The 23,451-nt window shown below is 72.2% G+C and carries 21 protein-coding genes; 18 read left to right on the top strand and 3 right to left on the bottom strand.

What is annotated here, in order from left to right:
- Positions 1-16: 16 nt before the first annotated feature.
- Complete coding sequence (gene pknB / locus ASD10_RS13765) at positions 17-2,044, bottom strand: Stk1 family PASTA domain-containing Ser/Thr kinase (RefSeq protein WP_056609350.1); 2,028 nt, start codon at positions 2,042-2,044, stop codon at positions 17-19.
- A gap of 134 nt (positions 2,045-2,178) precedes the next feature.
- Positions 2,179-3,222 (bottom strand): polyprenyl synthetase family protein, encoded by a 1,044-nt coding sequence (locus tag ASD10_RS13760; protein ID WP_056609348.1) that lies wholly within the window; start codon positions 3,220-3,222, stop codon positions 2,179-2,181.
- Positions 3,223-3,245: 23 nt separating this feature from the next.
- Between ASD10_RS13760 and metF the strand changes: the two genes are divergently transcribed.
- Positions 3,246-4,139 carry a methylenetetrahydrofolate reductase [NAD(P)H] gene (gene metF, locus ASD10_RS13755; RefSeq protein WP_056609346.1) on the top strand — a complete coding sequence of 298 codons (894 nt, stop codon included), beginning with the start codon at positions 3,246-3,248 and terminating at the stop codon, positions 4,137-4,139.
- A gap of 11 nt (positions 4,140-4,150) precedes the next feature.
- Here the strand turns inward: metF and ASD10_RS13750 are convergent, their stop codons facing one another.
- The gene (locus ASD10_RS13750; RefSeq protein ID WP_056609344.1) at positions 4,151-5,407 is read right to left on the bottom strand and encodes an NAD(P)/FAD-dependent oxidoreductase; all 1,257 of its coding nucleotides are present in this window, start codon (positions 5,405-5,407) and stop codon (positions 4,151-4,153) included.
- 106 nt (positions 5,408-5,513) lie between these two features.
- Between ASD10_RS13750 and ASD10_RS13745 the strand changes: the two genes are divergently transcribed.
- From ASD10_RS13745 to ftsZ, 17 genes are all read left to right on the top strand, one after another.
- The gene (locus ASD10_RS13745) at positions 5,514-6,284 is read left to right on the top strand and encodes a bifunctional 2-polyprenyl-6-hydroxyphenol methylase/3-demethylubiquinol 3-O-methyltransferase UbiG (RefSeq protein ID WP_056610569.1); all 771 of its coding nucleotides are present in this window, start codon (positions 5,514-5,516) and stop codon (positions 6,282-6,284) included.
- On the top strand, positions 6,271-6,666 hold the full coding sequence (locus tag ASD10_RS13740) for a DUF3040 domain-containing protein (protein ID WP_056609342.1): 396 nt from the start codon (positions 6,271-6,273) through the stop codon (positions 6,664-6,666). Before ASD10_RS13745 ends, ASD10_RS13740 begins: the two co-directional genes overlap by 14 nt.
- Positions 6,667-6,896: 230 nt before the next feature.
- Positions 6,897-7,346 carry a division/cell wall cluster transcriptional repressor MraZ gene (mraZ, locus tag ASD10_RS13735; RefSeq protein WP_056609340.1) on the top strand — a complete coding sequence of 150 codons (450 nt, stop codon included), beginning with the start codon at positions 6,897-6,899 and terminating at the stop codon, positions 7,344-7,346.
- A gap of 160 nt (positions 7,347-7,506) precedes the next feature.
- On the top strand, positions 7,507-7,650 hold the full coding sequence (locus ASD10_RS18875) for a hypothetical protein (RefSeq protein WP_157432607.1): 144 nt from the start codon (positions 7,507-7,509) through the stop codon (positions 7,648-7,650).
- The gene (rsmH, locus tag ASD10_RS13730; RefSeq protein ID WP_056609339.1) at positions 7,647-8,618 is read left to right on the top strand and encodes a 16S rRNA (cytosine(1402)-N(4))-methyltransferase RsmH; all 972 of its coding nucleotides are present in this window, start codon (positions 7,647-7,649) and stop codon (positions 8,616-8,618) included. The genes ASD10_RS18875 and rsmH overlap by 4 nt, the downstream gene beginning before the upstream one ends.
- 79 nt (positions 8,619-8,697) lie before the next feature.
- Complete coding sequence (locus ASD10_RS13725) at positions 8,698-9,123, top strand: hypothetical protein (RefSeq protein ID WP_056609337.1); 426 nt, start codon at positions 8,698-8,700, stop codon at positions 9,121-9,123.
- Complete coding sequence (locus tag ASD10_RS13720) at positions 9,120-10,880, top strand: penicillin-binding protein 2 (protein ID WP_056609335.1); 1,761 nt, start codon at positions 9,120-9,122, stop codon at positions 10,878-10,880. Before ASD10_RS13725 ends, ASD10_RS13720 begins: the two co-directional genes overlap by 4 nt.
- A gap of 165 nt (positions 10,881-11,045) precedes the next feature.
- Positions 11,046-12,164, top strand: a complete 1,119-nt coding sequence (locus tag ASD10_RS13715) for an endonuclease/exonuclease/phosphatase family protein (RefSeq protein WP_157432606.1) — start codon at positions 11,046-11,048, stop codon at positions 12,162-12,164.
- Between the two features lie 52 nt (positions 12,165-12,216).
- Positions 12,217-13,710 carry a UDP-N-acetylmuramoyl-L-alanyl-D-glutamate--2,6-diaminopimelate ligase gene (locus tag ASD10_RS13710; protein WP_200938274.1) on the top strand — a complete coding sequence of 498 codons (1,494 nt, stop codon included), beginning with the start codon at positions 12,217-12,219 and terminating at the stop codon, positions 13,708-13,710.
- The gene (gene murF, locus ASD10_RS13705; protein WP_056609330.1) at positions 13,707-15,074 is read left to right on the top strand and encodes a UDP-N-acetylmuramoyl-tripeptide--D-alanyl-D-alanine ligase; all 1,368 of its coding nucleotides are present in this window, start codon (positions 13,707-13,709) and stop codon (positions 15,072-15,074) included. Before ASD10_RS13710 ends, murF begins: the two co-directional genes overlap by 4 nt.
- Positions 15,071-16,135, top strand: coding sequence for a phospho-N-acetylmuramoyl-pentapeptide-transferase (mraY, locus tag ASD10_RS13700; protein WP_056609328.1), 1,065 nt, complete (start codon positions 15,071-15,073; stop codon positions 16,133-16,135). The genes murF and mraY overlap by 4 nt, the downstream gene beginning before the upstream one ends.
- Entirely contained in the window at positions 16,132-17,604 is a 1,473-nt protein-coding gene (gene murD / locus ASD10_RS13695; RefSeq protein ID WP_056609325.1) for a UDP-N-acetylmuramoyl-L-alanine--D-glutamate ligase, read from the top strand. Before mraY ends, murD begins: the two co-directional genes overlap by 4 nt.
- Positions 17,605-17,660: 56 nt before the next feature.
- Complete coding sequence (gene ftsW, locus ASD10_RS13690; protein ID WP_056609323.1) at positions 17,661-18,875, top strand: putative lipid II flippase FtsW; 1,215 nt, start codon at positions 17,661-17,663, stop codon at positions 18,873-18,875.
- Between the two features lie 3 nt (positions 18,876-18,878).
- On the top strand, positions 18,879-19,958 hold the full coding sequence (murG, locus tag ASD10_RS13685; protein WP_056609322.1) for an undecaprenyldiphospho-muramoylpentapeptide beta-N-acetylglucosaminyltransferase: 1,080 nt from the start codon (positions 18,879-18,881) through the stop codon (positions 19,956-19,958).
- Positions 19,955-21,349 (top strand): UDP-N-acetylmuramate--L-alanine ligase, encoded by a 1,395-nt coding sequence (gene murC, locus ASD10_RS13680; RefSeq protein ID WP_056609320.1) that lies wholly within the window; start codon positions 19,955-19,957, stop codon positions 21,347-21,349. Before murG ends, murC begins: the two co-directional genes overlap by 4 nt.
- Positions 21,346-22,071, top strand: coding sequence for a cell division protein FtsQ/DivIB (locus ASD10_RS13675; RefSeq protein WP_056609318.1), 726 nt, complete (start codon positions 21,346-21,348; stop codon positions 22,069-22,071). Before murC ends, ASD10_RS13675 begins: the two co-directional genes overlap by 4 nt.
- A 183-nt stretch (positions 22,072-22,254) precedes the next feature.
- Positions 22,255-23,448, top strand: a complete 1,194-nt coding sequence (gene ftsZ / locus ASD10_RS13670; protein WP_056609316.1) for a cell division protein FtsZ — start codon at positions 22,255-22,257, stop codon at positions 23,446-23,448.
- Positions 23,449-23,451: the final 3 nt, after the last annotated feature.

Here is a 23,451-nt window from a genome sequence, read left to right as displayed (position 1 = left end):
CCCGGTCGTCCGCAGGTCAGAGCGGCGAGATCGTGACCGTCGTGCCGCGCTTGGCGGTGTCGCCGCCGTTGGGCACCTGGCGCTGGATGATGTAGTTGCCGGCGCCGGGGAACGAGAACGCGCGCACCTTGAAGCCCGCGGCCTCGAGCGCCGCGCGTCCGTCGGACTTCTTCATGCCGACGACCGACGGGATCGGGATGGCCTCGGGGCCCTTCGAGACGGTCAGCGAGATCGTGTCGTCCTTGAAGCCCTGCCCGCTGCCGGGTGACTGGGAGACGACCGCGCCCTCGGCGACGGTGTCGCTGAACGCCTCGTTGGTCGTGACCGTGAACCCGGCGTCCTGCAGCGCCTTGCGGGCGGTCTGCAGCGACTGGCCCTCGTAGTTCTTGATGTCGATCGGCTGGCGGCCGCGACTGACCCGGACGTTGACGGAGTCGCCCCGCTTGAGCGGGTCGGCCGACGTGACGCCCTCGGCGCGGATGATCAGACCCTGGGCGATCGTCTCGCTGTAGGCCTGGTTCTGCTCGCCGAGCGTGAGGTCCTGCTGCCCGAGGGCCGCGGTGGCCTCGTCGATCGTCATGCCCTTGAGGTTGCCCTCGGGGATGTAGACGCGGTCGGGTCCCTTCGACACGACGGCGTCGATCGTGCTGCCGGGCAGGATCTTGTCACCGGGATCGGGATCGGTGCGGATGATCGTGCCGGCCAGGACGGTCTCGGAGAACTCGCGCTCGGTGACCTTGAACTCGAAGCCGGCCTGCTCGGCGTTGTCCTTCGCCACGGTCTCGGCACTGTTGACCAGGAACGGCGTCTCGTCGTAACGCAGCACCGTGAAGTAGTACGACAGGAAGCCCGCGAGCAGGGCGATCACGACGGCTGCGATCAGCAGGTTGCGGCCGCGGCGCGAGTGCGGACGGCTCGTGACCTGGCCGTACTGCTCGCGGGTCATCGGCGGGTGCAGCCCCGCGGGCTTGGCCGCGCCCTCGATCGGGACCGACGGGGGAGGCGTGGGGTGGCTGCTCCACTGCATCGTGTGCTCGTCGCCCGCGGCGGTGGCGGTCGTGACGGCGGACGCGGAGGCCGAGGCGCCGAGGGCCGAGCCGATCGGTGCGCGGGGGACCGCCAGCGTCGGGGCGTCCTCGTCGACGCGGGCGCCGGGACGCAGGTCCGCCACGAGCTCGGGGTCGTCGTCGAGCCCCGCCGCCAGGGCGCGCTGCACCGATCGCACCTGCTGCAGCATGACGCGGGCGTCGGTCGAGCGCTGGTCGCGGTCGCGGACCGTGGCGCGCGCGACGAGGGCGTCGACATACGGCGGGATGCCGCGCTGGATCGCCGACGGACGTCCGATGTCCTCGTGGACGTGCTTGTAGGCCACCTGGATCGGCGACTCGCCGGAGTGCGGCTTGAAGCCCGTGAGCATCTCGTAGAGCATCGCGCCGCACGCGTAGACGTCGGAGCGGGCGTCGACGCCGTCGTTGGTCACGATCTCGGGAGCCAGGTACGAGACCGTGCCGATCAGGGTGCCGCCCGTCGCGGTCGTCGCCGCGCTGACCGCGCGCGCCAGGCCGAAGTCGGCGACCTTCACGTCGCCGTCGGGCGTGATGAGCACGTTCTCGGGCTTGACGTCGCGGTGGATGATGCGCGCCGCGTGGGCCGCCGACAGGGCGATCAGCACCTGCTCGAGCAGCTCGAGCGCGCGCCACGGAGGCATCGGCGCCTCGGCCCGCATGAGGTCGCGCAACGTGTTGCCCGGGACGTACTCCATGACGAGGTAGGTGACCTCGCCGTCGGTGCCCTGGTCGAAGACCGACACGACGTTGCGGTGGTTCAGCTTGGCGGCCGACTTCGCCTCGCGGACGAAGCGCTGCGTGAACTGGTGGTCGTCGCCGAGACCGCGGTGCATGACCTTGATCGCGACCTCGCGGTCGAGCCGCTGGTCGAGGGCCTTGAACACGCTGGCCATGCCGCCGCGGGCGATGCGCTCGCCCATGAGGTACCGCTCGTTGAGGACCGTGCCGACGAGGGCGTCGTCGCCTGTGATCGCCACGTCGCCCTCCTTGTCGCACAGCGGACCCCTGGCGGTCCTGAACGCATTCTAGTGACTCTGCCACACCGGACCGTGACCGGCGCGGACGCGTGTTGCCCGACGTCTGTGATGTCGCCCGCACCCTCGCGGGGGACTCAGCTGGCGCGGCGGGTCGCCTTCAGCGCCAGCGGGTGCAGCACCTCGGGGGCCCTGCCGCCGAGGCGGTCGATCGCGGCGTCGGCCTGCGCCTCGAGGCGCGAGATGTCGGCCTCGACCGCGTCGAGCGCCCCCGACGTGCGGATGAGCGTGGCCAGCGCGTCGACGGCGTCGGCGGTGCCGAGGCCCTCGGTGAGCAGCGCGCGGCCGGCCTCGTCGGCGAGCTCGTGCGCCCGTGCGACCAGCACCGTCCGCTTGCCCTCACGGAGGTCGTCGCCGGCGGGCTTGCCCGTGACCGCCGGGTCGCCGAACACGCCGAGCACGTCGTCGCGCAGCTGGAACGCCTCGCCGAGGGGCAGGGCGACCTCCGACAGGGCGTCGATCATGGTCGCGTCGGCGCCGGCCAGGGCCGCCCCCATGTGGAGAGGACGCTCGACGGTGTACTTGGCCGACTTGAAGCGCACCACCCGCATGGCCTCGGCGACCGACAGCGTCGCCCGGGTCTGGCCGACGACGTCGAGGAACTGGCCCGCCACGACCTCGGTCTTGCACAGGTCGAGGTACGCCAGGGCCGCGGGGACCGTCGGCAGGTCGCTGGCGCGGAACATCTCGTCGCACCACGACAGCATCAGGTCGCCCAGGAGCACCGCGACCGACTCGCCGAAGCCCGCGGGGTCGCCGACACGTCCGGCGTCGCGGTGGCTCGCCTCGAAGGCGCGGTGCACGGCCGGACGCCCGCGGCGCGTGTCGGAGCCGTCCATCAGGTCGTCGTGCACCAGGGCGCTGCCCTGGAGCCACTCCAGCGACGCCGCCGCCGGGACGATGCCGGGCTCGTCGGGGTCGCCGCCGGCCACGAGCCACCCCGCGAGGCAGAACTGCGGACGCAGCCGCTTGCCGCCCCCGACGAACGCGATCGCGGCGTCGGCCAGCTCGTCCAGATCGGGGCCCATCGCGGCGAAGAGCGAGCGCTGGTGCTCCACGAACCGCGTCAGGGTGTGATCAACCCGGGTCGTGAAGTCGTGGTCGTCGCGGCCTGAAGTCACGTCCTGAACGGTACCGTTGCGCCATGGCTTCCGATGACCGCTCCCTCGTCGCTGCCCTCCGGGCCCCCGCACCGAGCTTCTCGTTCGAGTTCTTCCCGCCCAAGGACGACGCGGGCGAGGACGTGCTGTGGCAGACCATCGCCGATCTCGAGCCCCTCGACCCGACCTTCGTCTCGGTGACGTACGGCGCCGGTGGCACGAGCCAGGAGCGCACGGTGCGCATCACGTCGCGCATCGCCGAGCAGACCGGCATGCGCCCCGTCGGCCACCTGACCCTCGTGTCGCAGACCAAGGGTGAGATCGAGTCGGTGCTCAAGCAGTACGCGGCGGCCGGCGTCGACAACGTGCTGGCGCTGCGCGGCGACCCCAAGGGCGGGCCGCGCGCGCCGTGGGAGCAGCACCCCGACGGCATGACGTACGCGATCGACCTGGTCGAGCTGGCCCGTCAGCTGGGCGGCTTCGAGATCGGCGTCGCGGCGTTCCCCGAGGGGCACCCGGACGCCGCGAGCCTCGACCACGACGCCGAGGTGCTCGTGGCCAAGGCGCGGGCCGGCGCCGACTACGCCATCACGCAGCTGTTCTTCCGGGCGTCCGACTACTTCGGGCTGGTCGACCGCGTCCGTGCGCTCGGCAGCGACATCCCGATCGTGCCGGGCATCATGCCGATCCTGAACTTCGCGCAGGTCGCCCGCATGGCCGAGCTGTCGGGCGCCGCGATGCCGCCGGAGGTGCTGGAGCAGATCGAGCCCATCGCCGACGACCAGGGCGCCGTCCGGGCCAAGGGCATCGAGCTCGCGACGCAGCTGTGCCGCGACCTGCTCGACGGTGGCGCCCCGGGGCTGCACTTCATCACGCTCAACCGGTCGAGGGCGACCCGCGAGATCTTCGACCGTCTGCGGGCCGACGAGCTGATCTAGACGCCCCGACGTCAGCGACCGACGGCGCCGACGTCGGCGGCGATCGCCGCGGTCGCCATGCCGATGCCCTCCAGGGTGCCACCCGGGTAGGCGTGCGCCCCGGCGAAGTACAGGCCGCCGGCGGGGGCGACGCCCGGCAGGTCGAAGGCCGTGGTCCAGGTGCTCCAGGCCCAGCCCCAGTGGCCGGCCGTCACGAGCTGGCTGGGCGAGAGCGTGGACCGCGACTCGACGTGCGCGCGCAGGTCGAGGCCGAACCGGGCCAGGGCCTGCAGGGGGTCCTCGCCGCTGTGGTGCTCGATGGTCCACCGGCGCTCGCCGGCCGTGTAGATGCGCACGGGTGGGTTGCCGTGCACGAGGGTCTCGTCGGCGAGCTCGGGCGCGCCGGGGCCGAGCGTCACGAACGTCCGTGCCGCGGGGATGACCGGCAGCATGCGGACGGGAGGCAGGGGAGCGGGGATCGTCGGCGCGCACCAGACGACGACGTCCGCCGCGATCGTGCGACGGTCCGTCACGACGCCCGTGACCTGACCCGCCGCGCGCGTGATCTCGACACCCGTCTCGCCGAGCTCGACCGTGACGCGTCGCTCCGCGAGGCGCTGCTCGAGGGCGTGCGCCAGGGCCGGCAGGCCGCCGTCGAAGCGCCAGCGCCCGAACGACCGCTCGACGTAGTGGCTGACCGCGACGAAGGCGGGGGTCGACCGGCGGTCGTGGCCCGCGAGACGCACGGGGTCGAGGACGATCTTGGCGAGGCGCTCGTCGGCGAGCTCGCGGTCGAGCGACTCCACCGTGCGCCGGGGCCGCAGCACCTTGCGGGCGGGGCGGTCGACGGCCCTGCGTCCTGCGAAGACCTGGTCGAGCGCGGTCAGGCGGATGAGGTTCCAGGGCTCGGCGAACCGGTCGACCCACGGCGACCACTCGTCCTCTCCGGTCAGCGCCACGACGGCCTCGTGCTGGTCGCCCCGGTTGCCGAGCGGCAGGTCGAGCACCGACCCGTCCTTGAAGAGGTGACGCCGTCCGTGCGTCTTGTCGAGGCCGATGACACGGTCGATGGGACGCCCCGACTTGCGGAACAGGTCGCGGAAGACGCCGGGCAGCGTCACGGTGTCGAGGTCGAGGGGCCACGCGTGGCCGTCGACGACGTGACCGTGCAGGCGTCCGCCCAGCCGGTCGCCCGACTCGACGAGCGTGACGTCGTGCCGCAGCTTCGCGAGGCGCGCGGCGGCGGACAGGCCCGCGAAGCCGGCACCGACCACCACGACGTTCGCCATGGCCGGAAGCGTACGGGCCGGGCGGCGCCCGGCCGGACACGGGCCGGGCGGGGGCGGGGGAGCGCGGTGGGGAGCGGGCCGGGGGCCTGTGACTACAGTGTCGGTCATGGGTCCGGTGCGCTCCGAGCTGATGTGGCAGGCAGTCGTCGACGCCGTCCGGATCGCCGGCGACGGTGCGTCGCTCGACGTCCTCGACCTCGGTGGCGGTACCGGCGGCGACGCCGTCCGGCTGGCCCAGCTCGGGCACCGCGTCACGGTCGTCGACCCGAGCCCCGACGCCCTCGCCTCGCTGCACCGCCGCGGCGTCGAGGCCGGCCTGGCCGTCCCGGTGACCGGCGTGCTGGGCGATGCGTCCGACCTGCTCGACCACGTGGCCGCCGCCTCGTTCGACCTGGTCGTGTGCCACGGGGTGCTCGAGCACGTCGACGACCCGGCCGAGGCGTTGTCGACCGTCGCCACGGTCCTGCGCCCCGCCGGTCACGTCAGCGTGATGGTCGCGGGTCGCAACGCCGCGGTCGCGGCGCGGGCGCTGGCGGGCGACTTCGTCACGGCCCAGACCCTGCTGGCCCGCTCGGCGGGCGACTGGAACCTGCGCACCATGGGGCCGCGACGATTCGTGCAGCACGAGGTCGAGGCCCTGCTGTCCGACCTGCACTTCACGACGATCCGCAGCCAGGGCGTGCGGGTCTTCGCCGACCTCGTGCCCAGCGCGATCGTCGACACCGAGCCCGGTGCGCGCGACGCGCTGTTCGCGCTCGAGCAGATCCTGAGAAGCTCATCGGACTTCACAGGTCTTTCGGCTGGTCTGCACACGATCGCCCGCCTAGACTTGACAGCAGCACCACCCGATCCAGGAGGCAAGAGTGCCACTCTCTGACGAAGAGGCCAGGCTGCTGCACCAGCTCGAGCAGTCGCTGGCCGCAGAAGACCCCGACTTCGCCTCCACGCTGCGCGGGTCCAAGTTCATGGCCCGCAACCGGCGCGTCGCGGTGCTGTCGGCCCTCGGCTTCATCGCCGGGCTCGTGGTGATGTTCTCCGGCGCCGTCTCCAAGATGACGTGGCTCGGGGTCATCGGCTTCCTGCTGATGGTCGGGACGGCGTTCCTGTTCAGCCAGGCCTGGAAGCGCGGCATCGGTGGTCGCGACGATGAGACGGCCGCGCCGTCGGGTCCGCGCCAGCGTCAGCAGAAGCCGTCCGGCTCGTTCGTCGACCGCATGGAGGAGCGCTGGCAGCGCCGCCGCGACGGCGACGGCATCTGACCCGCTGACGCCGATGCGGGGCTGAACGCCCCACTTCGCTCCACCTCTTCGTGAACCGCCCCCTCGGGGGCGGTTTTTTCGTTGTCCTGACGGGCCACGACGCCGTTCGCGACCCGTGGGGACATCGCTGCGACATGCCCGAAAACAGGCCGCGAATGGTAGTCTGGTGGGGCAACGTGGAGTACAGTGGTGCGAAATGGAGCGCACGGCCGTCAACGAGGAGGAGAGAGGTGAACCCGGATGTCTCGAACTTCTTCGGCACCTACACCCCCCGACTCGACGACAAGGGCCGTCTCTTCCTGCCGGCCAAGTTCCGCCCTCGCCTGGAGACCGGCATCGTGCTGACCCGTGGGCAGGAGAACTGCGTCTACGGCTGGACGACCGAGTCGTTCAACGCCTTCACCGACCGCATCCGCAACACGCCGTTCACCAACCAGGCGGCACGCAACTTCAACCGGATGTTCTTCTCGGGCGCCTCGTCGGAGGTGCCCGACAAGCAGGGCCGCATCCCGATCCCGTCGGTGCTGCGCACCTGGGCGCACCTCGACCGGGAGTGCACGGTCGTCGGGGCGATGGACCGCATCGAGATCTGGGACTCGGCCCGGTGGGACGAGTTCTCGGCATCGCAGGAAGGTCCGTTCGCGGACATGTCGGAAGAAGTGATGCCCGGGATCTTCTGACGTTCGTGCGGCGAGATCTGCGCCCGCGCGGTTCTGACATCACTTCCCCGGTGTCAGACCCAGCGGTCGTGGATCTGGGCACACGAACGACGTCCGCCCCCACGACGGGGCGGGGGACCGGGCACACGACAGGGCACGAGAGCGACGAGGGGCAGGGGACATGACGATCGAGACGGGCGCGACGACGTCGCCGACGCGACGCGTGCGGCACGAGGTCGCCGACGGCGCCCGCCTGATGGTCTTCTCGCTGGGTTCGTCGGTCGTCCTCGCGGTGCTGATCTCGATCGGCCTGGGCCGGCTGTGACGTCCCCGACGGGCTCGGGTCAGGCCGACGCGAGCCACGTCCCGGTGCTGCTGGACCGCGTGCTCGACGTGCTGGCGCCGTCGCTGACGGGGGAGCGGCCCGTCGTGGTCGACACGACCCTGGGCCTCGGCGGTCACACCGAGGCGATGCTGCAGCGCTTCGACGGCCTGCACGTCATCGGCATCGACCGTGACCGCGAGGCCCTGAAGCGGGCGCAGGACCGGCTCGCGCCGTTCGGCGACCGCGTCACGTTCGCGCACGCCGTCTATGACGAGATCGGCGAGGTCGTCGCGGGGGCCGGTCTCACGACCGTCTCGGGCGTCCTGTTCGACCTCGGGGTGTCGTCGATGCAGCTCGACCTCGCCGACCGCGGCTTCGCCTACGCGCAGGACGCCCCGCTCGACATGCGGATGAACGCCGAGGACGAGCTGACCGCCGCCGACGTCCTCAACACGTACACCTCGCGCGACCTGTCGCGCGTGCTGCGCGAGTACGGCGAGGAGAAGTTCGCCAAGCGCATCGCCGACAACGTCGTGGCCGCGCGAGCCGTCGAGCCCTTCACCACGAGCGCCCGCCTGGTCGACCTGATCCGCGACTCGATCCCGCAGGCGGCGCGACGCACCGGCGGCAACCCCGCCAAGCGGACGTTCCAGGCGCTGCGCATCGAGGTCAACGACGAGCTGGGGGTCTACCGCCGGGCGCTGCCCGCCGCGCTCGACGTGCTCGCCCCCGGTGGCCGGGTCGTGGTGCTGTCGTACCACTCGCTCGAGGACCGCATCACCAAGCGCGCCCTCACGGAGGTCACCACGACCGACGTGCCGCGCGACATGCCGTTCGTGCCCGCCGGGCACGAGGCCAAGTTCTCCCTCGTCACTCGCGGCGCCGAGCTGGCGACCGACGACGAGATCGACGACAACCCCCGGGCCCGATCGGTCCGGCTCCGCGTGGCCGAGAGGAACAAGTCATGAGCGAGCGCCAGCGAGTGAATCGTGATGCCGGATCGATGCGGCCGGCTGCGTACCGTTCCTCCCTCACGAAGGTGGCCGCATGAGCTCGATGGTCGCGCGGACGTTGGCACCCGCACCCAAGGTCCTGGAGGACGCGAGGGCCGCGGGTCTGCGACTCGTCCGCCCTGTCCGGAGCCGCGCCCGCAAGGCGCCGTTCGTGGTCGTCGTGCTCAGCGTGCTGGGTGCCGGACTCGTCGGCCTGGTGCTGATGAGCACGGTCCTGCAGGCCCAGTCGTTCGAGGCGACGCGGCTCGATCGCCAGGCCGCCTCGCTCGAGACCCGCCAGCAGTCGATCGCCCGCGAGGTCGACCGCCTGCAGAGCCCCGCCAACGTCGCGAAACGTGCCATCGCCATCGGCATGGTGCCGAACGCCAACCCCGCCTTTCTGCGACTCTCTGACGGGAAGGTGCTCGGCAAGCCCCAGGCGGCCGAGCCGGGCAGCAACATCAGGAGCGTGACGCAGTGACCGTCGCCACGAACGACCGGCACCGCCTGACACGGCGCAGGCTGCGGTTCTGCACGATCGGCGTCTTCCTCGTGTTCGGGCTGTTCGGCGCCCGGCTCTTCCAGATCCAGGGCATCGACGCGAGCGCGTACGCCGCCGCATCGATCCAGGCCGGCACCCAGCCGCAGACGCAGCCCGCGCCGCGCGGCAACATCCTCGACCGCAACGGAGCGCAGCTCGCGACGAGCGTCGACGGCCTCACGATCGTCGCGGACCCCACGCTGACGACGGCCAACGCCCCGCAGATCGCGCGGATCCTGCGCGAGGAGCTCGGCGACGAGATCGACTACTTCGACACGATCGACACGCTGCGCACCCCCAAGACCCGCTACGTCGTCCTCGCGCGCGACATCCCCAAGTGGACGGCCGACAAGGCCGTCGCGGCCCTGCAGGAGGCCCAGCTCGCGGGGGTCTCGACCGAGAAGGAGACCCTGCGCACCTACCCGGGCGGCTCGCTCGCGGCCAACCTGCTCGGCTACGTCAACGGCGCCGGCAAGGGCGTCGCGGGGCTCGAGCAGCAGTACGACAAGACCCTGACCGGCACCGACGGCTCGAGCACGTACGAGGTCTCGCCGACCGGCCAGCGCATCCCGATGGCCGACAGCACCGTCACCAAGATGGTGCCGGGCCAGGACGTCAAGACCACGATCGACCGCGACCTGCAGTGGTACGCCGACCAGCGCCTGACCGACGCCGTCGCCGAGTCGAGCTCCGACTGGGGCCTGGCCATCACGATGGACGTCAAGACCTGCCAGATCGTGCAGATGTCGCAGTCGCCCACGTTCGACGCCGACACCCGCACCGGCATGGACGACTCCAACACCGTCTCGCGCGCCGTGCAGAACGTCTACGAGCCCGGCAGCGTCATGAAGACCGTGACGATGGCGGCCCTCGCCGACCAGGGCAAGATCGCCGCCGACACCCCGATCTCGGTGCCGTCGAGCCTGACGATCGACAAGTTCCGCATCGGCGACTACTGGGAGCACGGCCGCATCAACCTGACCGCCGCCGGGGTCATCGCCAAGTCGTCGAACCTCGGCACGATCGTGGCCGCCCAGCAGATGAGCGACCAGACGATGTACGACTACTTCACCAAGTTCGGCTTCGGCCAGAAGACCGGCGTCAACCTGCCCGGCGAGTCCAACGGCATCCTCACCGACGGGGCGTCGTGGACCAAGGCCAACCACGCCACGATCTCGTTCGGCCAGGGCGTCTCCGTCACCGCGATGCAGATGATGCGGGCCGTGGGAGCCATCGCCAACGCCGGCACGATGTGCGAGCCGACCGTCGTCACCGGCACGGTCGACGCCGAGGGCACCGAGACGCCCGTCGAGTCGGCCCCGGGCCACCGGGTCGTCTCCAAGGACGCCGCCGCCACCGTCACCCGCATGATGGAGGCCGTCACGGCCGACGACGGCACCGCGCCCGCCGCGCAGATCGAGGGCTACCGCGTCGCCGGCAAGACCGGCACCGCGTGGCGCGTCGACCCGCAGACGGGTCGCTACATCCGCGGCCAGAACACGGTGTCGTTCATGGGCTTCGCCCCTGCCGACAACCCGCGCTTCCTGACCTACATCGTGCTCGACAAGCCGTACAGCAACGCGGGAGGCGGCTCGACCGCCGCGCCGGTGTTCCACGACATCATGTCGATGGCGCTCGAGCGGTTCGGCGTCGCGCCCAGCGGCTCCAAGAGCCCCAAGGTCGAGCAGACCTGGTAGGCGGGGCGGCTTCGCCGCCTCGGGCTCGTACCTCGCCCTCTCCGCAGCTCGTTCCTCGCTGCGGCCGCCTGTCCTTCGCTCGCTGCGCTCGCTCGGACCCGGGGGACTCGGACGGTTTCGCGTGAAGTCGGCCCGCGGAGGTTCGGGTTCGCCTAGCGTGCGGGAGTGAGAATCTTGAGGACGCTGGGCGTCATCGGCATCGTCGCGTCGGTCGTCGTGTCCGTTCTGGCGGCTCCGGCCGTGGCACGGGGACGGGTCGACGCGCCGTGGGTCGTGGCCGCGACGCCGACATCGATGACCCTCGACTGGGCGGGCACGGGGTCGTACCGGCTGACGGCTCGCCCGCAGGCCGGCGGACGCGCCACCTCGGTCCGCACCAGGACGTCGACCGGCACCGTCACGGGCCTGCGGGCCGGGCGCTCGTACTGCTTCGCGGTCGCACGGTCGAACCGGACGGAGCGCTCGAGGAGCTACTGCCACTCCACCCCACGTCGCGTCGGGACGCCCGCCACGACGTCGATCAGGGTGGCGACCTTCAACGTGTGCGCCTCCGTGTGCCAGGGATGGAAGACACGGCGGGACGCGATCGTGCGACGTGTCGAGGAGACGGACGCTGACGTCGTGGCCGTCCAGGAGCTCACCGGTCACGGCTTCGACTTCGGGTCGCAGATGAGCCGGCGCGGCTTCGTGCAGGCGGCGCAGACGAGCAACGAGGTCGTCCTCGTGCGAACGTCCGGCCCCGGGGCCCACCTGCAATACGTCGGCGACGTCGAGAACGACGGGGTCGTCCGCGCAGCGGGCGCTGCGTCACCGTGGATCACGATGCACGACACCGTGACCGGCAGCCCGTACACGTTCGTCTCGGTGCACCTCGAAGCGGGGACGTCACGGAGCGCCGCGCGGGCGAGGCAGCGTCAGGCACGGGCGCTGATCCGAGGCATGGCGGCGTCCGCAGCCAGGGGGCCCGTCGTCTACGCCGGTGACTTCAACTCCAGCCGGGCCCGCCGGGGCGATCCCGTCGGGAGGATCCTCGCCCGTGCCGGGTACACCGACGCCTACCAGCAGTCGACGTCTTTCACGCGGGCGTGGATGAGCAGCTCGAACGGATTCGAGTCGCGTCCGCGCCGCGAGGTGCGGTACGGCGACCACATCGACCGGATCTTCGTCCCGTCAGGCACCGCCGTCTCCGACTGGGAGGTCGTCGCACCCCTGCGGCACGGCCGCGCCGTGCGTCCCATGGCGTCGGACCACCACCCCGTGCGGGCGACGCTCCGACTGCCCTGACGCGGCGAGGTGCGCATGCCTCGGCAGTGGTCGCGGTCGGTAGGGTTGCTGGGTGACGGATGCGATGCGGGTGCGACCCACCACGACCCCCCGATGGACGCTCCCCGAGCTCGCGGAGACGCTCGGCGCAGCGGTGTCCGGCGACGCGGTCGTCACGGGCATCGCGCTCAACACGGCCCACGTGCTCGCCGGCGACCTGTACGTCGCGCTGCCGGGCGCCAACGCCCACGGGGGCACGTACGTGTCGCAGGCCGCCGCCGCCGGCGCGACCGCGGTGCTGACCGATATTGCCGGCGCCGACCTCGTCGGCGACGTGCTGCCGACGATCGTCGTCGACGAGCCGCGTCGCCGGCTCGCGGCACTCAGCGCGTCGTTCTACGGGCACCCCGCCGAGTCGTTCACGACCGTCGGCATCACGGGCACGCAGGGCAAGACCACGACCACCTACCTCGCCGAGGCGGCTCTCGGCGAGCGGGTCTCGGCCGTCGTGGGCACGATCGGCACCCGCATCGGACGGGTTCCCGCGGCCTCGACCCTCACGACGCCGGAGGCGCCGCAGCTGCAGGCGCTGTTCTCCGTGATGCGCGAGGAGTCGGTCGAGCTGTGCGCGATGGAGGTCTCGAGCCATGCCCTCGTTCAGGGACGTGCCGACGGCTTCGTCTTCGACGTCGCGGTGTTCCTGAACCTCGGTCGCGACCACCTCGACTTCCACCACGACCTCGAGGAGTACTTCCTGGCCAAGGCGTCGCTGTTCACCCCGGAGCGGGCACGGCACGCCGTCGTCAACGTCGACGACGCGCACGGCAGACGGCTGCGTCAGCTCACGCCGCTGCCCGTCACGACGTTCTCGACCGACGGCAACCCGGCCGACTGGCGGGCCGTCAACGTCCGCCCCCACCGCCTCGGCACCGACCTCGAGGTCCTCGGACCCGACGGGCTGGCGATCGACCTGTCGGTGCCGCTGCCGGGCGTGTTCAACGTCTCGAACGCCCTCGCGGTCGTCGCCGCGCTGACCGCGGCCGGTCACGACCCCGTCGAGCTCGCGGCGGGCATCGCGGCCAGCACCGGCGTCCCGGGTCGCATGGAGCGCGTCGAGGCGGGGCAGCCGTTCACCGCGATCGTCGACTACGCCCACAAGCCCGATGCCGTGACCGCGGTGCTGACCGCGCTGCGCCCCGTGACGGCCGGACGCCTGATCGTCGTGATCGGCGCCGGGGGAGACCGCGACCACGGCAAGCGGCCCCTGATGGGCGAGGCGGCCGCTCGGCACGCCGACGTCGTGGTCGTGACCGACGACAACCCCCGCTCCGAGCGTGCCGGTGCGATCCGGGCCGCCGTGCTGGAGGGGGCCGCCGCGGGCCCCGGCGTGGCGATCGAGGTCGCCGACCGCCGCGACGCGATCGCGCACGCCGTCGCGATGGCGCACCTCGGCGACACCGTCGTGGTGGCCGGCAAGGGGCACGAGCGCGGACAGGAGGTCGACGGCGTCGTGCACCCGTTCGACGACCGCGAGGTGCTCGTCGAGCTGATCGGGGCCGCCTCGTGATCCCCCTGACGCTCGCCGAGATCGCCGACGTCACCGGCGGGACGGTCGTCGGCGACCCCGCGGTCGTCGTCGACGGCCCCGCGACGCTCGACTCGCGGGCCGTCGAGGAGGGCGGGCTGTTCGTGGCCGTCGCCGGCGAGCACGTCGACGGTCACGACTACGCCGAGCGGGCCGTCGCAGCGGGAGCGGCCGCGGTGCTGGCCTCGCGCGACACCGGTGTGCCCGCCGTGGTGGTGCCCGACGTGACCCGCGCCCTCGGTCTGCTGGCCCGTCACGTGCTCGACGTGCGCGAGGACGTGCAGGTCGTGGCCCTGACGGGGTCGAGCGGCAAGACCAGCGTCAAGGACCTGCTGGCCCACGTGCTGGCCCCCGACGGCGCGACGGTCGCCACGCGGGGCAACTTCAACAACGAGCTCGGCGTGCCGCTGTCCGTGCTCGGCGTCGACGAGCTGACCCGGTACCTCGTCGTCGAGATGGGTGCCCGCGCGATCGGCGACATCGCGGTGCTGTGCGAGATCGCCCCGCCGTCGATCGGCATCGTGCTGAACGTCGGCTCGGCGCACGTCGGCGAGTTCGGCTCGGCCGACAACATCGCGGTCGCCAAGGGCGAGATGGCCGAGGCGGTCGGGCCCGACGGGGTCGTCGTGCTGAACGCCGACGACGTCCGCGTCGCCGCGATGCGCACGCGCACCGAGGCGTCCGTGCGCACGTTCGGCACGGGCGACGACGCCGACATGGAGATCGGCGACGTGCGTCTCGACGAGGGCGGGGCGCCGCACTTCACGCTGGGCCACGACCGGCGGCGCGTCGAGGCCACCGTCCCGCTGATCGGTGGGTACCACGCCATGAACGCCGCCGCGGTGGCGCTCGCCGCCGTCTCGCTGGGCCTCGACCTGCCGACCGTCGTCGATCGGCTCGCGAGCGCTGGCAGCGCCACGTCGCCCATGCGCATGGAGCGGCACGTCCGCGACGACGGCCTCGTCGTCGTCAACGACGCCTACAACGCGAACCCCGAGTCGATGGAGGCCGCGCTGCGCGCCGTGGCGGCGATCGGCGGCGGGCGTGCCGTCGCGGTGCTGGGTGCGATGCTCGAGCTCGGCGACGACGCCGACGACGCGCACCGCCGCATCGGGCGCCTGGCGGCCGAGCTGGGATACGCCCGCGTGGTCGTCGTCGGCGACGGTGCCCACGGCATCGCCGAGGGGGCCGGAGCCGTCGCCGAGACCGTGACCGACGTCGATGTGGCGACCCACACACTCCCCGCGAGCCTGTCGGGGGACGAGGTGGTTCTTGTGAAAGCATCGAGGGGCGTTCGTCTCGAACGCGTCGCCCGAGCACTGCTGGAAGGAACCACCACGCGATGAAGGCCATCCTGATCGCAGGAGCGCTGTCGTTGCTGGTGACCCTGATCGGCACCCGGTTCGCGATCTCGGTGCTCGTCAAGCAGGGCTACGGCCAGCTGATCCGCGACGACGGTCCGACGTCCCACCACACCAAGCGCGGCACGCCGACGATGGGCGGCCTCGTCATCATCGTGGCGGTCGTGATCGGCTACTTCGCGGCCAAGCTCGCGACGCAGACGGCGCCCAGCGCCTCGGCCCTGCTGCTGCTGTTCCTGTTCGTGGGGCTCGGCGCGATCGGCTTCCTCGACGACTTCATCAAGGTCTCCAAGCAGCGCAACCTCGGCCTGCGCAGCAAGGCCAAGCTGATCGGCCAGACCGTCGTCGGACTGATCTTCGCGTGGCTCGCGATCGGCTGGGAGGACGACACCGGGCGCACCCCGATCACGCACGCCATCTCGTTCACCCGCGACATCGACGGCTGGCGTCTGCCGACCGTGCTGCTGGTCATCTGGGTGCTGCTGCTCGTCGCCGGCACCAGCAACGGCGTCAACCTGACCGACGGCCTGGACGGTCTGGCGATCGGCTCGGCCATGATGGTGTTCGGCGCCTACATCTTCATCAACATCTGGCAGAGCGGGCAGAACTGCTCGGTCAACCCCGGGATGAAGTGCTACGAGGTGCGCGACCCGCTCGACCTCGCGGTCGTCGCCTCGGCCCTGACGGGTGCCTGCTTCGGCTTCCTGTGGTGGAACGCCTCGCCGGCCAAGATCTTCATGGGCGACACGGGCTCGCTGTCGCTCGGCGGCGCGATGGCCGGCTTCGCCCTGATGACCCGCACCGAGCTGCTGCTCGTCGTCATCGGCGGCCTGTTCGTCGCGATCACGATGTCGGTGATCCTGCAGGTCGGGTGGTTCAAGATCTCCGGCGGCAAACGGATCTTCCGCATGGCGCCCCTGCAGCACCACTTCGAGCTGCTGGGCTGGGCCGAGATCACGATCGTCGTCCGTTTTTGGATCATCAGCGGCCTGTGCGTCGCCGCGGGCCTCGGCATCTTCTACAGCGAGTGGGTCACGGGCGTATGACGGTCGACATCTCCACCCTGGGGCGCGAGTCGTCCTGGGAGGGCGTCCGTGCGGCCGTGGGCGGCCTCGGCGTCAGCGGCTTCGCGGCCGCCGACACCCTGCAGCACCTGGGCGCCGACGTCGTCGCGCTCGACGACGGCGACGACGACGCGCTGCGCGAGAAGGCGACGCTGCTCGAGATCCTGGGCGTCGACGTCCGCATCGGCCCCGGCTCCACCGCGACGTTCCCCGACGGCGTCGACCTGGTCGTGACGTCGCCCGGCTGGTCGCCGTCGACACCGCTGCTCGCGGAGGCCGCGGCCCGCGGCGTCCCGGTCTGGGGCGAGGTCGAGCTCGCGTGGAGGCTGCGCGGCCAGGACGCCGCGCCGTGGCTGACGGTCACGGGCACCAACGGCAAGACCACGACGGTACAGATGCTCGAGTCGATCCTGCGGGCGCAGGGCCTCAACGCGCTGGCCGTCGGCAACGTCGGCACGCCGGTCCTCGAGGCCGTCATGAACCCCGAGCCCTTCGACGTCCTGGCGGTCGAGCTGTCGAGCTACCAGCTGCACTGGAGCCGGTCGATCTCGGCCCGCGCCAGCGCCGTGCTCAACGTCGCGCCCGACCACATCGACTGGCACGGCGGTCTCGACGCCTACAGCGCCGACAAGGCGCGCATCTACGAGCGCACCCAGGTCGCGGCGGTCTACAACGTGCAGGACCCCGCGACCGAGCGGATGGTCGAGGACGCGGAGGTCGTCGAGGGCTGCCGGGCGATCGGGTTCACGCTCGGCATCCCCGCCACGGGCATGATCGGCCTCGTCGACGACGCGATCGCCGACCGCGCCTTCATCCCCGGACGCATCTCGAGCGCCGCCGAGCTCGGCAGCCTCGGCGACATCGGGCTGGCCGCGCACGGCGACGCGAGCCGCGTCCCGGCACCGCACGTCGTCGCGGACGCCCTCGCGGCGGCGGCCCTCGCGCGGGCCCACGGCGTCGAGCCGCGCGCCGTCCGCGACGGCCTGCGCGCGTTCAGCCCCGACGCCCACCGCATCGCCGACGTCGCCGAGATCGACGGCGTCCGCTGGGTCGACGACTCCAAGGCCACCAACCCGCACGCGGCGCAGGCGTCGCTGCAGGGATTCGACGACGTCGTCTGGATCGCCGGGGGACTGGCCAAGGGTGCGACGTTCGACGAGCTCGTGATCGCGACCCGCGACCGGCTCCGGGCCGTGGTCCTCGTCGGTGCCGACCGCGCCGTCGTCGCCGACGCGCTGCGGCGACACGCGCCTGATGTGCCGGTCGTGGAGGTCGACACCGGCGAGACTGACCCCATGGATCGCGTCGTCGAGGTCGCCGCCCCGCTCGCCCGTCGGGGCGACACGGTGCTGCTGGCCCCGGGGTGCGCCTCCATGGACCAGTTCCGCAACTACTCCGCCCGGGGCGACAGCTTCGCGGCGGCGGTGCACAGGTTGCGCGACCGGTCGTAGCCCCACCGAGACACGAGCACCCCGACAGACCAGCCCGGGCACGGAGGACGACCACGATGCGGAGCACCAGCGAGGCGATACGCCGGACGCTCGAGCGTCCGCTCGCGTCGTACCAGCTCGTGCTCGGCACCTCGGCGCTGCTGCTCGGCATCGGGCTGATCATGGTGCTGAGCGCCAGCTCGGTCTTCGCGCTGGTGCACTACGGCAACTCGTTCTCGATCGTCCTGCGCCAGCTGATCTTCGCGGTGCTGGGCATCACGGGCGCTGTCGTCGCGGCCCGCATGCCGCTGAGCCTGATCCGCCGGCTGATCCTGCCGTTCCTGCTGGTCTCGGTGGCCCTGATCTGCGCGACCTTCATCCCCGGTGTCGGCATCACGGTCAACGGCAACCGCAACTGGCTCCCGCTGTTCGGCGGGTTCCAGCTGCAGCCGTCCGAGTTCGCCAAGCTGGCCCTCGTGCTGTGGATCGCCGATCTCTACGCCCGCCGGCAGAAGTACCTGTCGACGCCGCGCTACGTCCTGACGCCGATGGTGCCGGTCGCCGGTGCGGTCGGCCTGCTCGTCGTGCTGCAGCGCGACCTCGGCACCGCGGTCGTGATCTTCGCCCTGACCGTCGGCATGCTGTGGATCGCGGGCCTGCCCCGGCGCCAGATGGGCGGCATCGTCGCGGGTCTGTTCGTCGGCCTGGTCGTCGCGGTCGCCAACTCGCCGCACCGCGTCGAGCGCCTGCTGAACTTCACCAACCCGCAGGCCGATCCCGACAGTGCCGGCTACCAGGCCATCAAGGGCATGATGGCCCTGGCCCGCGGCGGCTTCTGGGGCGTCGGGCTCGGCGGGAGCCGGCAGAAGTGGGGGTCGCTGCCCGAGGCCCACACCGACTTCATCCTCGCCGTGATCGGCGAGGAGCTCGGCCTGCTCGGCACGCTCGTCGTCCTGGTGCTGTTCATCGTGCTGGGCTTCGCCGGCATGCGCATCGCGATGCGCACGCGGGAGCCGTTCGTCCGCTACGCCGCGTCCGGCATCACGATCTGGCTGCTGATCCAGGCCATCATCAACATCGGCATGGTGCTCGGGATGCTGCCGGTCATCGGCATCCCGCTGCCGCTCATCTCGTACGGCGGCTCGAGCCTGCTCGTGACCCTCGTGTCCCTGGGCATCCTGCTGAACTGCGCCACGACCGAGCCGGGCGCCAAGCGGGCCCTCGCGGCCGGACGCGCCAACCGCAAGCGCGCCGCGGCCCCGCACCCCGTCCGCGTCGCAGGGAGGCGATGACGCGTGCGCGTGCTCCTCGCCGGTGGTGGAACCGCCGGACACACCTCCCCCCTGCTCGCGACCGCGGCCGTGCTGGCCGACGCGGGCGTCGACATCACGTGCCTCGGCACCCCGCGCGGGCTCGAGGTCACCCTGATCCCGCAGGCCGGCTACCCGCTCGAGCTCGTGCCGCCCGTGCCGCTGCCGCGCCGCCCCGGCAAGGCCATGGTGCAGGTGCCCGGACGGCTGAGGGCCGCGGTCCGCGCGACGGGCGACGTCGTCGACCGCGTGCGTCCCGACGTCATCGTCGGCTTCGGCGGCTACGTGTCGGTGCCGGCCTACCTGGTGGCACGTCGCCGGCGCATCCCCCTGGTGGTGCACGAGGGCAACGCGATCCCGGGCATCGCCAACAAGCTGGGCGCGCGGTTCACCCCGCACGTCGCGACGAGCTTCCCCGACACCGACCTGCCGCACGCCCGGTTCGTCGGCCTGCCGATCCGTCGCGAGATCTCCCGGCTCGACCGGGCCGCCGCCCGCGACGAGGCACGGCAGTTCTTCGGCCTCGACGCCGACCGCCCGACGCTGCTCGTCACGGGCGGCTCGCAGGGCGCCCGGCGCATCAACCACGCCGTCTCGGCAGCGGCCCGCGACCTCGCGGCGGCGGGCGTCCAGGTGCTGCACGCGGCCGGCCGACCCGAGGAGGTCGTGGTCAACCCGCGTCCGGGCGACCCGCCCTACGTCGTCGTGCCGTTCATCGACCGCATGGACCTCGCGTACGCCGCCGCCGACCTGATCGTGTGCCGCGCCGGCGCCAACACCGTCACCGAGGTCGCGGCCACCGGGCTGCCGGCCGCGTTCGTGCCGCTGCCGATCGGCAACGGCGAGCAGGCCCATAACGCGCACCCCGTCGTGCAGGCCGGGGGAGCGCTGCTGATCGACGACGCCGCGCTGACGCCCACCTGGATCGACAACGTCGTGATCCCGCTGGTCTCGCACGAGGGGCGTCTCGCCGCGATGTCGGAGGCCGCCGCGGGCATCGTCGCGCGCGACGCCGACGAGAAGCTCGCGGCGATGATCCGCGAGGCGGCGGGGGAGAAGGCGTGAGGATCGAGGTCCCCTCCGTCATCCCGCCTGTCGGCGAGCTGGGGCACGTGCACTTCATCGGCATCGGCGGGGCCGGTCTGTCCGCGATCGCGCGGCTCATGGCGCAGCAGGGCGTCACCGTCAGCGGCAGCGACGCCTTCGACTCCGCGGTCGTGCGGGCCCTGCGTGCCGAGGGCATCGTGTGCCACGTCGGCCACGACCCGTCGCAGCTCGACGGCGTCGACACCGTCATCGCGTCGACCGCGGTGCGCGACGACAACCCCGAGATCGTCGAGGCGCAGCGTCGCGGCCTGCGGCTGTGGCCGCGCTCGGCGGGGCTGCGGTCGGTCATGGAGGGTCGGCGCACGATCGCCGTCGCCGGCACCCACGGCAAGACCACCACGACGGCGATGCTGACGTGCGCGCTGATCGCGGCCGGCGCCGAGCCGTCCTACGCGATCGGCGCCGAGGTCGCGAGCCTCGGGGCCAACGCCCGGCTCGGATCGGGCGACCTGCTGGTCGCCGAGGCCGACGAGAGCGACGGCGCCTTCCTGGTCTACCGGCCCGAGGGGGCCGTCGTGACCAACGTCGACGCCGACCACCTCGACAACTACGGCACGGTCGAGGCCTACGCCGCGGCATTCGACGAGTTCGTCGGACGGGTCGGACGCTTCGTCGTGCTGAGCGCCGACGACCCCGGGGCGGGGCACCTCGCCGACGTCGCCCGCGCCGCGGGACTCGAGGTCGTGACGGCGGGATTCGCCGAGGACGCCGACCTGATGGGGCAGCACCTGCGGGTCGACGGCACCCGGACGACGTTCACGGCCTCGTTGCGGGGGGTCGACCTCGGTCCGGTCGAGCTGGCCGTCCCGGGCGCGCACTACGCGCTCGACGCGTTGCTGGCGCTCGGCACGGGGCTGCTGCTCGACCAGAACGTCGACCTGCTCATCGCGGGGCTCGGGGCCTACACGGGGGCCAACCGCCGCATGCAGTCGCTGGGCGAGGCCGGCGGCGTCCGCGTGTACGACTCCTACGCGCACCACCCGACCGAGATCGCCGCCGACCTTGCCGCGGCACGTGCCGTCGCCGGCACCGACCGGCTGGTCGTGGCGTACCAGCCCCACCTCGTGAGCCGCACGCGGCTGTACGGCGCCGAGATGGGCGCGGCCCTGTCGGCCGCCGACCGCGTCGTCGTCGCCGACATCTACCTCGCGCGCGAGGACCCCGACCCGGCCGTCACCGCCGCGCTGGTGGCCGACGCCGTCGTCGGCCCCGTCGCGACCCTGGGCGGCCCGGTCCCCGGGCTGGCCGACGTCCTGCTGCCCGAGCTGCGGCCCGGCGACCTGCTGCTGACGCTCGGGGCGGGTGACATCACGACGGTCGGCCCCGCGGTCCTCGAGGCGCTGGCATGACGGCCGACCGGTTCTTCGAGCGCAGCCGGTCGGAGCGTCGACGCCGCTGGCTGCGCATCGTCCTCGCGGTGCTGGGCGTCGTCGCGCTCGGCGCGCTGGTGTGGCTGGTGTGGTTCTCGAGCGTCCTGTCGGTGCGCGACGTCGAGGTCGCGGGCCGCACGACGCTCAAGCAGTCGCAGGTGCTGCGGGCGGCGCAGGTGCCGGTGGGGCGTCCCCTGGCGCGCGTCGACGTCGAGGCGATCGAGCAGCGCGTGTCGGCGCTCGACCGCGTCGACACCGTCGACGTGGGGCGGTCGTGGCCGCACACCGTGTCGATCACGATCGTCGAGCGCAGGTCCGTGATGTGGACGCGCGTCGACGGCGAGGTGCGAGGGGTCGACCGCAACGGCATCGCCTTCCGCTCGTACGGCTCACCGCCCGACGGGCTGCTCGAGGCGACGATCGACGTCAGCGAGCCGCGCAACCGCCTGCAGACGTCCGAGGCGGTCGCCGCCGTCGTGGTGCAGATCGGCGAGCGCGACCCGGCGCTGCGCCAGGAGATCGAGTCCGTGTCGGCCGGCAGCAAGGACTCGATCGAGCTCACGCTGAGCAAGGGCCGCACGGTCGTGTGGGGGAGCAGCGCCGACGGACGGCGCAAGCTGCAGGTGCTGACGCCGCTGCTGCGGCTCGAGGCGTCGCGCTACGACGTGAGCGCCCCCGACCAGCCCACCACGACGCCGTAGTCGCGGCGTGTCGGAGCCGCCGGACCGCGACGTCCGCGTACCGTTCTCGGTAGGTCGCAGGTTGACATAACTATAACTCTTTACCTCAGGGTTAAGGTTTACCGCCTGCCGATCGAGAACGTTCTCCACGAGTCTCAGACCGAGCTCGTCCACACTGCGCAACATCCTCGGAAGGGACACACGATGGCGGTCCAGAACTACCTCGCCGTGATCAAGGTCGTCGGCATCGGCGGCGGCGGAGTCAACGCCGTCAACCGGATGATCGAGGTGGGGCTCAAGGGTGTCGAGTTCATCGCGATCAACACCGATGCCCAGGCCCTGCTCATGAGCGACGCCGACGTCAAGCTCGACGTCGGTCGCGACTCGACGCGCGGGCTCGGCGCCGGCGCCAACCCCGAGATCGGCAAGCAGGCCGCCGAGGACCACGCCGAGGAGATCGAGGCCGCCATCAAGGGCGCCGACATGGTCTTCGTGACGGCCGGCGAGGGCGGCGGCACCGGCACCGGCGGCGCGCCCGTCGTGGCCCGCATCGCCCGCTCGCTGGGCGCCCTGACGATCGGCGTCGTGACGCGTCCGTTCAAGTTCGAGGGTCGCAACCGCTCGGGCCAGGCCGACGCCGGCATCCAGGCGCTGCGCGACGAGGTCGACACGCTGATCGTGATCCCCAACGACCGGCTCCTGTCGATCAGCGACCCCAACGTCAGCCTGCTCGACTCGTTCCGCCAGGCCGACCAGGTCCTGCACCAGGGCGTCTCGGGCATCACCGACCTCATCACGACGCCGGGCCTGATCAACCTCGACTTCGCTGACGTCAAGTCGGTCATGTCCGACGCCGGCTCCGCCCTGATGGGCATCGGCTCGGCCCGCGGTGAGCACCGGGCGGCCGTCGCCGCCGAGAGCGCCGTCTCCAGCCCCCTGCTCGAGGCGTCGATCGAGGGCGCCCGCGGCGTCCTGCTGTCGATCGCCGGTGGCTCCGACCTCGGCCTGTTCGAGATCAACGAGGCCGCCGGCCTGGTCGCCGACGCCGTGCACCCCGACGCCAACATCATCTTCGGTGCGGTCATCGACGACGCCCTGGGCGACGAGGTGCGGGTCACCGTCATCGCGGCCGGCTTCGACGGGGGAGAGCCGATGCTGCGCGACGCCACCAAGCCCGCGCTGCTCAAGGAGAACCCCGCCCCGTCCGATCCGCCGGTCGCCCCGCCGGCGGCCGCCTCGCCGCCGACGGCCGAGAGCTACCTGCCGCCCGACCCGTACCTCGACGGCGGACGCCCGAGCCTGCCCCCGCGCGACGGTGCGGGCCGCCGCACGTCGCCGCCCGAGCCGCTGCCGGCCGACTACGGCGACGACCTCGACGTGCCCGACTTCCTGCGCTGAGCG

This window comes from Aeromicrobium sp. Root472D3 (genome assembly GCF_001426485.1).
Lineage (GTDB): Bacteria > Actinomycetota > Actinomycetes > Propionibacteriales > Nocardioidaceae > Aeromicrobium.
This window is presented reverse-complemented; position numbering and strand designations above follow the sequence as displayed.